Annotated in this window: 9 protein-coding genes; 7 read left to right on the top strand and 2 right to left on the bottom strand. The window is 69.2% G+C overall.

What is annotated here, in order from left to right; genetic code table 11:
* The 5 genes from AOZ49_RS06860 to phbB form a co-directional block, all read left to right on the top strand.
* Window positions 1–1,014, top strand: a 1,014-nt coding sequence (locus AOZ49_RS06860; RefSeq protein WP_054474804.1) for an HlyD family secretion protein, incomplete at its 5' end; no start/stop codon positions are given.
* Entirely contained in the window at window positions 1,014–3,773 is a 2,760-nt protein-coding gene (gene rbbA / locus AOZ49_RS06865) for a ribosome-associated ATPase/putative transporter RbbA (RefSeq protein ID WP_054474704.1), read from the top strand. The genes AOZ49_RS06860 and rbbA, both read left to right, overlap by 1 nt.
* A gap of 3 nt (window positions 3,774–3,776) precedes the next feature.
* The gene (locus AOZ49_RS06870; RefSeq protein ID WP_054429027.1) at window positions 3,777–4,904 is read left to right on the top strand and encodes an ABC transporter permease; all 1,128 of its coding nucleotides are present in this window, start codon (window positions 3,777–3,779) and stop codon (window positions 4,902–4,904) included.
* Window positions 4,905–4,948: 44 nt separating this feature from the next.
* Window positions 4,949–5,422 carry a hypothetical protein gene (locus tag AOZ49_RS06875; protein WP_054429028.1) on the top strand — a complete coding sequence of 158 codons (474 nt, stop codon included), beginning with the start codon at window positions 4,949–4,951 and terminating at the stop codon, window positions 5,420–5,422.
* Window positions 5,412–6,158 carry an acetoacetyl-CoA reductase gene (gene phbB, locus AOZ49_RS06880; RefSeq protein WP_054429029.1) on the top strand — a complete coding sequence of 249 codons (747 nt, stop codon included), beginning with the start codon at window positions 5,412–5,414 and terminating at the stop codon, window positions 6,156–6,158. The genes AOZ49_RS06875 and phbB overlap by 11 nt, the downstream gene beginning before the upstream one ends.
* Window positions 6,159–6,224: 66 nt before the next feature.
* Here the strand turns inward: phbB and AOZ49_RS06885 are convergent, their stop codons facing one another.
* The gene (locus tag AOZ49_RS06885; RefSeq protein ID WP_054474705.1) at window positions 6,225–7,121 is read right to left on the bottom strand and encodes a LysR family transcriptional regulator; all 897 of its coding nucleotides are present in this window, start codon (window positions 7,119–7,121) and stop codon (window positions 6,225–6,227) included.
* Between the two features lie 146 nt (window positions 7,122–7,267).
* Here AOZ49_RS06885 and AOZ49_RS06890 point away from each other — a divergent pair, with 146 nt between their 5' ends.
* Complete coding sequence (locus AOZ49_RS06890; protein ID WP_054429031.1) at window positions 7,268–8,206, top strand: EamA family transporter; 939 nt, start codon at window positions 7,268–7,270, stop codon at window positions 8,204–8,206.
* Here AOZ49_RS06890 and AOZ49_RS06895 read toward each other — a convergent pair.
* Complete coding sequence (locus tag AOZ49_RS06895) at window positions 8,121–9,032, bottom strand: LysR family transcriptional regulator (RefSeq protein WP_054474706.1); 912 nt, start codon at window positions 9,030–9,032, stop codon at window positions 8,121–8,123. The genes AOZ49_RS06890 and AOZ49_RS06895 overlap by 86 nt on opposite strands.
* A gap of 113 nt (window positions 9,033–9,145) precedes the next feature.
* On the opposite strand from AOZ49_RS06895, the gene AOZ49_RS06900 reads away from it, so the two are divergent.
* A partial coding sequence (locus tag AOZ49_RS06900; RefSeq protein WP_054474805.1) for an SDR family NAD(P)-dependent oxidoreductase occupies window positions 9,146–9,738 on the top strand: 593 nt, incomplete at its 3' end.

Consider the following 9,738-nt stretch of genomic DNA (forward strand, 5'->3'; position numbering starts at 1 on the left):
GTCGCCGGCTACTACGGCTGGCGCATGCTGTCCGACACCGGCCCCGGCGCCGGCTTCGTCAGCGGCAATGGCCGCATCGAGGCCACCGAGGTCGACGTCGCCACCAAGCTGGCCGGCCGCGTGCAGGACGTGCTGGTGGCCGAGGGCGACTTCGTCGCCGCCGGCCAGCCGCTGGCCCGCATGCAGATCGACACGCTGCAGGCGCAGCGCGAGGAAGCGCGCGCCCAGCACCAGCAGGCCATCAACAACGCCGCCAGCGCCAGCGCCCAGATCGCGCAGCGCGAGAGCGACAAGCTGGCCGCCGAGGCCGTGGTGGCGCAGCGCGAAAGCGAGCTGGACGCCGCGCGCCGGCGCCTGGCGCGCTCCGAGACGCTGTCCAGGGAAGGCGCCTCGTCGATCCAGGAACTGGATGACGACCGCGCCCGCATGCGCAGCGCGCAGGCCGCCGTCAACGCCGCGCGCGCCCAGGTCAAGGCGGCGCAGGCGGCCATCGACGCGGCCAAGGCGGCCCAGGTGGGCGCCCAGTCCGCGGTCAACGCCGCGCTGGCCACCATCGCCCGCATCGAGGCCGACATCACCGACAGCGAACTGCGCGCGCCGCGCGACGGCCGCGTGCAATACCGCGTGGCGCAGGCCGGCGAAGTGCTGGGCGCGGGCGGCAAGGTGCTGAACATGGTCGACCTGGCCGACGTCTACATGACCTTCTTCCTGCCCGAGCAGGCCGCCGGCCGCGTGGCGCTGGGACAGGACGTGCGCATCGTGCTGGACGCCGCGCCGCAATACGTGATCCCGGCCAAGGTGTCGTTCGTGGCCAGCACCGCGCAGTTCACGCCCAAGACCGTCGAGACCGCCACCGAGCGCCAGAAGCTGATGTTCCGCGTCAAGGCGCAGATCGATCCCGAACTGCTGCGGCAGCACCTGCAACAGGTCAAGACCGGCCTGCCCGGCGTGGCCTGGCTGAAGCTGGACGGCGACGCGCAATGGCCCGCCAACCTTGAAGTCAAGGTGCCGTGATGACCGCGACCACGACAGCCTCCCCCGCCCCGGTGGTCAAGCTGTCGGGGGTGACGCTGCGCTATGGCAAGACGCTGGCGCTGGACGACATCTCCCTGGACATCCCCGCCGGCCGCATGGTGGGCCTGATCGGCCCCGACGGCGTGGGCAAGTCGAGCCTGCTGGCGCTGGCCGCCGGGTCGCGCGCGGTGCAGGCCGGCACGGTCGAGGTGCTGGACGGCGACATGGCCAGCAAGGCGCACCGCGACGCGGTCTGCCCGCGCATTGCCTACATGCCGCAGGGCCTGGGCAAGAACCTCTACCCGACCCTGTCGGTGGAAGAGAACCTGCAATTCTTCGGCCGCCTGTTCGGCCACGGCGAGGCCGAGCGCCGCCGCCGCATCGACAGCCTGACGCAAAGCACCGGCATGGCGTCGTTCCTGTCGCGGCCGGCCGGCAAGCTGTCCGGCGGCATGAAGCAAAAGCTGGGCCTGTGCTGCGCGCTGATCCATGACCCCGACCTGCTGATCCTGGACGAGCCCACCACCGGCGTCGACCCGCCGGCGCGGGCGCAGTTCTGGGACCTGATCAACGACATCCGCCGCGACCGCCCCGGCATGAGCGTGATCGTCGCCACCGCGTACATGGACGAGGCCCAGCGCTTCGACTGGCTGATCGCGATGGACGCGGGCCGCGTGCTGGCCACCGGCACGCCGGATGCGTTGCGCCAGCGCACCGACACCGACACGCTGGAAGCCGCCTTCATCGCGCTGCTGCCCGAGGAAAAGCGGCGCGGCCACAAGCCCGTCGAGATCCCGCCGCTGACGCTGGACGACGACGCCGTCATCGCCATCGAGGCGCGCGACCTGACCATGCGCTTCGGCGACTTCGTCGCGGTCGATCACGTCAACTTCCGCATCCGCAAGGGCGAGATCTTCGGTTTCCTGGGCTCGAACGGCTGCGGCAAGTCCACCACCATGAAGATGCTGACCGGCCTGCTGCCGGCCAGCGAGGGCAAGGCCTGGCTGTTCGGCGCCGAGGTCGACCCGCGCAATATCGACACGCGCCGCCGCGTCGGCTACATGTCGCAGGCGTTCTCGCTGTATGGCGAGCTGACTGTGCGGCAGAACCTGGTGCTGCATGCGCGGCTGTTCCACGTTCCCGAGGCCGAGATTCCCGGCCGGGTCGACGAGATGGCGGCGCGCTTCGACCTGGGCGACGTGCTGGACGAACTGCCCGAGAAACTGCCGATGGGCGTGCGCCAGCGCCTGTCGCTGGCGGTCGCGATGGTGCACAAGCCCGAGCTGCTGATCCTGGACGAACCGACCTCGGGCGTGGACCCGGTGGCGCGCGACAATTTCTGGCGCCTGCTGATCGCGCTGGCGCGGCGCGACCAGGTCACCATCTTCATCTCGACCCACTTCATGAACGAGGCGCAGCGCTGCGACCGCATGTCGCTGATGCACGCGGGCAAGGTGCTGGTCAGCGCCGCGCCCGACGAGATCACGCGGATGCGCGGCGCCAGGACGCTGGAAGAGGCCTTCATCGCCTATCTGATCGACGCCGGGGCCGGCACCCAGCCGGGCCAGGCCCAGACAGAGGCGGAAGCGCCCGCGCCGGCCGCCGCCCCGGAGCCACCGGCGCACGAGACCCGCGGCTTCAGCCTGCAGCGCACCTTCAGCTACATGTGGCGCGAGGCGCTGGAACTGCGCCGCGACCCGGTGCGCGCCACGCTGGCGCTGGCCGGCTCGCTGCTGCTGATGTTCGTGATGGGCTTTGGCATCAGCCTGGACGTGGAAGACCTGCGCTACGCGGTGATGGACCGCGACCAGACCACGCTGAGCCAGAACTACAGCCTGAACCTGGCGGGCTCGCGCTATTTCATCGAACAGCCGCCGATCAGCAGTTACCAGGACATGGACGCGCGCATGCGCAGCGGCGAACTGTCGCTGGCGATCGAGATTCCGCAAGGCTTCGCGCGCAACGCCGAGCGCGGCCGCAACGCGCAGGTCGGCGTCTGGATCGACGGCGCCATGCCGCAGCGCGCCGAGACCATCCGCGGCTACGTGCTCGGCATGCACCAGGGCTGGCTGCAGCAGCAGGCGCGCGAACGGCTGGGGGCCGGCGCCACGCAGCAGGTCGGCATCGAGACGCGCTTTCGCTACAACCCGGACGTGCGCAGCCTGCCGGCCATGGTGCCGGCCGTGATCCCGCTGCTGTTGCTGATGATGCCGGCGATGCTGACGGCGCTGGCGGTGGTGCGCGAGAAGGAGCTTGGTTCGATCATCAATCTGTACGTCACGCCGGTGACGCGGCTGGAATTCCTGCTGGGCAAGCAGGCGCCCTACGTGGCGCTGGCGATGCTCAACTTCCTGCTGATGACGCTGCTGGCGGTGACGCTGTTCGGCGTGCCGATCACCGGCAGCTTCCTCACGCTGCTGGCGGCCGCGTTGATCTACAACGTGGTCGCCACCGCCATCGGCCTGCTGGCCTCGACCTTCACGCGCAGCCAGATCGCGGCGCTATTCTTCACCATGATCGGCACCCTGGTGCCGGCGGTGCAGTTCGCCGGCCTGCTCAACCCGGTGTCGTCGCTGGAAGGCGCCGGCAAGCTGATCGGCCAGGTCTACCCCGCCACCCACATGCTCACGATCAGCCGCGGCGTGTTCAGCAAGGCGCTGGATTTCTCCAACCTGCAGGGCTCGTTCTGGCCCCTGCTCGTCGCGATCCCCGTGATCCTGGGCGCCTCGGTGCTGCTCTTGAAGAAACAGGAGACCTGAACCATGCCGCGACATACCGCCAATATCTTCCGGCTGGGCGTGAAGGAACTGTGGAGCCTGGCGCGCGACCCGATGATGCTGGTCCTGATCTTCGTGTCGTTCACGCTGATGATCTACACGGCCGCCACCGCCGTGCCCGAGTCGCTGCACAACGCCGCGATCGCGGTGGTGGACGAGGACGCCTCGCCGCTGTCGGCGCGCATCACCTCGGCCTTCTACCCGCCGCACTTCACCCGGCCAGAAATGATCACCTCGGCCGAGGCCGACGCCGGCATGGACGCCGGACGCTACACCTTCGCCGTCAACATCCCGCCCAACTTCCAGCGCGACGTGCTGGCCGGCAAGCCGGCCGAGATCCAGCTGAACGTGGACGCCACCCGCATGAGCCAGGCGTTCACCGGCAGCAGCTACATCCAGCAGATCATCACCGACGAGATCAATGAATTCGTCAAGCGCTACCGCAAGCCGACCGAGCTGCCGGTGGACCTGGCCGTGCGCATGCGCTTCAACCCCAATCTGACGCAGGCCTGGTTCGGCAGCCTGATGGAGATCATCAACAACGTCACGATGCTGTCGATCATCCTGACCGGCGCGGCCCTGATCCGCGAGCGCGAGCACGGCACCATCGAGCACCTGCTGGTCATGCCTGTTACACCGACCGAGATCATGCTGGCGAAAGTCTGGTCCATGGGGCTGGTGGTACTGGTGTCGGCTGCGCTATCGTTGACATTCGTCGTGCGTGGCCTGCTGCAGGTGCCGGTCGAGGGATCGGTGGCGCTGTTCCTGGCCGGGGTGGCGCTGCACTTGTTCGCGACCACCTCCATGGGCATCTTCATGGCCACCCTCGCACGCAGCATGCCGCAATTCGGCATGCTGCTGGTGCTGGTGCTGCTGCCGCTGCAGATGCTGTCGGGCGGCACCACGCCGCGCGAAAGCATGCCGGATTTCGTGCAGAACATCATGCTAGCCGCCCCCACCACCCATTTCGTGGAACTCGGCCAGGCCATTCTTTTCCGCGGCGCGGGCTTGAGCGTCGTGTGGCAGCCCTTCCTGGCGCTGGCGCTGATCGGCAGCGTCCTGTTCGCCTTCTCGTTGACCCGATTCCGCAAGACCCTCAGCCAGATGGCGTGAGGCCTGTGCATTCGTTGCCCCTTACCACTCTCTTAAAAGGACGCATGATGAAGAAGACAACCGCCCCCACGCCCCAGGACCTCGCCGGCGCCAACGCCGCCTATTGCCAACGACTGGGCGAGCTGGCGCGCGAAAGCCAGCAGCGCTGGCTGCAGCTGGGCCAGCGCCTGGCCAGCGACGGCACCGGCCAGTACCTGTCGACCCTGGCGCCGCTCAAGCTCGACGGCAACTGGCAGAACATCGCCCCCGCGCTGGGCGAGGTCACGCGCAAGCAATGGCAGTGCCAGCTCGAGGCCAGCCAGGCCATCACCCACGCCGCGCTGGAAGACCAGGCGGCGCTGGCCGCCGGCGTCAGCGAAGCCGTGAGCGGCTGGCTGCGCAACGCCTCGGCCGCGGCCAGCGGCGGCCTGACCGACTCGCCGCTGACACGCATGTGGTCGTCGTATTGCGACCAGATGACCTCGGCCTGCTCGGCCATGCGCGAAGCCAGCCAGTTCGGAGCCCGCCATGGCGACTAAACGCACCGCGCTCATCACAGGCGGCGCGGGCTGCCTGGGCCGCGCCATCGCCCGGGCCCTGCACGACGCCGGCCACGACGTCATCGTCACCTGCCATTCCAGCGAAGCGGCCACGCGCGAATGGCTCGACGAAGAGGCGGCCGCCGGCCGCCGCTACGACATGGTCAAGGTCGACGTGGCCGACTACGACGCCTGCCAGGCGCTGGCGCGGCGCCTGGCCGACGACGGCCGCGAGATCGACATCCTGATCAACAACGCCGGCATCACGCGCGACGCCAGCCTGCGCAAGATGAGCTACGAGAACTGGAACGACGTCCTGCGCAGCAACCTGGACTCGATGTTCAACATGACGCAGCCCCTGTGCGGGCCGATGGCCGACCGCGGCTGGGGACGCATCGTCAACATCTCGTCGGTGAACGGCTCCAAGGGCGCCTTCGGGCAGACCAACTATGCCGCGTCGAAAGCCGGCATCCACGGTTTCACCAAGGCGCTGGCGCTGGAGCTGGCCAGGAAGAACGTCACGGTCAACACCGTGTCGCCCGGCTACCTGGCCACGCGCATGGTCAAGGCCGTGCCCGAGGACGTGCTCAAGGAGAAGATCCTGCCGCAGATTCCGCTGGGCCGGCTGGGCGAGCCCGACGAGATCGCCGCGCTGGTGGCGTTCATCTGCAGCGACGCGGCGGCGTTCATGACCGGCAGCAATGTCGCCATGAACGGCGGCCAGCACATGTATTGACGCGCGCCGGGCGACGGGCGGCGGCGCGATGCCGCGTCCCGCGCCCGGCCTGTCGCCCCGCCGGCCTCACGTCGGCGGCGGCGCCAGTTCCTCGACCAGGAAGTCCACCAGCGCGCGCACCTTGGCCACCATGTGACGCCGCGACGGGTACACCGCGTACACGTCCGTCTCCACCGGCGTCCAGTCCGGCAGCACGGCGCGCAACGTGCCGCGCTCCAGGTCGTCGCGCACATACACCCGCGGCACCAGGCTGACGCCGAATCCGGCCCGCAAGGCATCGCACACCGCCAGGCTGGAACTGACCTTGTAGCGGCCGCGCGCCGGGATGCGCTCGACCTGCGCGCCGCGCCGGAAGGTCCATTCGTCCGCATGCCCCGACAGCGTGAAGCGCACGCACTCCAGGCGCCGCAGGTCGGCGGGCTGCGCCGGCTCGCCATGCTGGTCGAAGTACGCCGGCGCGCCGCACAGCACGTGTTCCAGCGCCATCAGCTTGCGCGCCACCAGGCTCGAATCCTCCAGCCGGTCGCTGCCGCGGATGGCCACGTCGAAGCCTTCCTTGACCAGGTCGATGCGGCGGTCCTCCAGATGCAGGTCGAGCGACAGGCGCGGGTAACGCGCCAGGAACCGGGGCATGGCGGCCGACAGCAGCGTCAGACTCAGCGACATCGGCGCGCTGACCCGCAACGTGCCGCCGGGCTCCTGCTGCAGCGGACCCAGCGCCTGCTCGGCGTCGCGCAGATCGTCGAGGATGCGGGCCACCTGCTCGTAGTACTGCCGCCCCGCCTCGGTCAGGCTCATGCGGCGCGTGGTGCGGTTCAGCAGCCGCGCCGCGACGTGCGCCTCGAGCTCGGCGATGTTCTTGCTGACGGCCGCGGGCGACAGGCGCAACTGGCGCGAGGCCGCGGCGAACCCGCCCTGCTCGACCACCTGGCGAAAGACCTTGAGCGCGGTGAGATGATCCATGGGACGGCCCTTTTTTTATTTACTGCCAGTGAATGATGTCGCGACCGGAATCGATATTATCGTTCGATGGCGATTCAATTAGCCTGTCGGTATCGAAGCTGCCGGCCCGCCCTCCCTGGCGCCAGCCGGCCTGAAGGAATCCCGCCATGTCCCGCAGCGCCGACCTGCTCCTGACCGCCGCCGCCCCCGCCATCTGGGGCAGCACCTATGTCGTCACTACCCTGATGCTGCCGCAGGGCTATCCGCTGACGGTGGCGATGCTGCGGGCGCTGCCCGCCGGCCTGCTGCTGTTGCTGGCCGTGCGCCAGCTGCCGCACGGCATCTGGTGGCTGCGCACCGCGATCCTGGGCGCGCTGAACTTCTCCGTGTTCTGGGCGCTGCTGTTCGTGGCCGCCTACCGCCTGCCGGGCGGCGTGGCCGCGACCCTGGGCGCGATCCAGCCGCTGGTCGTGATCCTGCTGGCGCGCGCCTTGCTGGGCACGCCGGTGCGCGGACTGGCGGTGCTGGCGGCGCTGGCCGGCATCGGCGGCGTGGCGCTGCTGGTGCTCGGCCCCAAGGCGGCGCTGGATCCGGTGGGCGTGGCCGCCGGACTGGCCAGCGCCGCGTCGATGGCGCTGGGCACGGTGCTGAGCCGCCGCTGGCAGCCGCCGGTGTCGGCGCTGACCTTCACTTCGTGGCAGCTGACGGCGGGCGGCGTGCTGCTGCTGCCGGTGGCGCTCCTGGCCGAACCCGCGCTGCCGCCGGTGACCGCGCTCAACGTGCTGGGTATCGCCTACCTGGGGCTGATCGGCGCGGCGCTGACCTACGTGATCTGGTTCCGCGGCATCGCGCGCCTGGAGCCCGCCGTGGTGTCGTCGCTGGGCTTCCTGAGTCCGGTCTCGGCGGTGCTGCTGGGCTGGGCCCTGCTCGACCAGCGCCTGAGCGCGGCGCAGATGGCCGGCATGGCGATCGTGGTGGGCAGCGTGTGGTTGAGCCAGCGGGCGCAGCGCCGCGCGACGCTCACTGGCGCAGGCGCTCCAGCAGGAAATCCACAAACGTCCGCACCCGCAGCGACACGTGGCGCACATGGGGATAAAGCAGGGTGAATGCGCGCGAAGCGCCGCCGAATGCCTGCATGACTTCAACCAGATCGCCGCGCCGCAGGTCGTCCTGTACCGAGAAGCGATAGGCCTGGAACAATCCGGCGCCATGGCGCGCCAGGCTGACCCCGCCCAGCACGTCGCCCGAACAGCTGGTGCCGCCTGCCGTCGGCACCTCGATCTGTCGGCCATCGCGCATGAAGATCCAGGGAATGTTGCGACCGGTGCTGGGCAGTTCGAACTGGATGCAGTCGTGCTCCCGCAGATCGTCCAGGGTGCGCGGCGTGCCCGCCCGCCGCAGGTAGCCGGGCGCGGCGACCAGCACCATCTCCGCGTCCTCGAGCTTGCGCGCCACCAAATTGGAATCGGGCGGCAGGCGTCCCCGGATCGCCAGGTCGTAGCCTTCCTCGGCAAAGTCGATGTTGCGGTTGCTGATGTGGACATCGACCTGCACCAGCGGGTAGCGCTGGCGGAACTCGCCCAGCAGCGGCAGCACGCGATGATGCGCGTAAGGCGTGGGCAGGCTGATGCGCAGCTTGCCGGCCGGCTCGGCCTGCTGGCCGGTGACTTCGCGCTCTGCTTCGTTCAGCAGGGCCAGGGCCGAACGGCATTGCTCCATGTAGCGCTGGCCCGCCGCGGTCAGGCGGATCTGCCGCGTGGTGCGCACGAACAAGCGCACGCCCAGCCGTTCTTCGAGCCGCGACACCGACCGGCTGACCGCGGCCGGCGTCACCCCGGCGGCATTGGCGGCGGCGGTGAAACTCTGCAGTTCGGCCGCCAGGCAGAACAGTTCGACACTGCCCAGCATCAGGTCTTCGAAACGGCGTTGCATGGCAGGCCCCTATTCATTACACGATGTATTCATTGATTTGATATTTGGTGTGTTTATCACGTTTCGAGTCATAAGTAGAGTGGCGCTACCCCCTCTTATCTCGGAGTCCACACATGTCCAAGCAACCCAAGACCATCATCGTGACCGGCGCCTCCAGCGGCATCGGCCTGGCCATCGCCCGCGCCTATCTGGAGCGCGGCGACAACGTCGTGGGCAATGCCCGCAGCGCCGAGCGCCTGGCGCAGGCCGCCCGCCAGCTGGGCAATCCGCCGCGTTTCCTGGGCGTGGCCGGCGACATCGGCCACCCCGACACCGCGCGCGCCCTGTTCGACCGCGCCACGCAGGCCTTTGGCAAGGTCGACGTGCTCGTCAACAATGCCGGCATCTTCATCGCCAAGCCGCTGGGTGAATACACCCCCGACGACGCCGACGCGCTGTTCGGCACCAATCTCAAGGGCTTCTTCTACCCGTCGCAGCAAGCCGCCGCCCACATGGCCGCCCACGGCGGCGGGCACATCGTCAACATCACCGCCAGCATCGCGCTGCAGCCGCAGCAGCAGGTGCCGGCGCTGCTGCCGGTGCTGGTCAAGGGCGGCCTGAACCAGGCGACGCAGGCGCTGGCGCTGGAACTGGCGCCGCACAATATCCGCGTCAACGCCGTCGCCCCGGGTATCATCGAAACGCCCATGCATGACGGCGGCGACAC

Origin of the sequence: Achromobacter sp. 2789STDY5608615 (genome assembly GCF_001298995.1) — a bacterium.
GTDB classification, from domain to species: Bacteria; Pseudomonadota; Gammaproteobacteria; order Burkholderiales; family Burkholderiaceae_B; genus Achromobacter; species Achromobacter insuavis.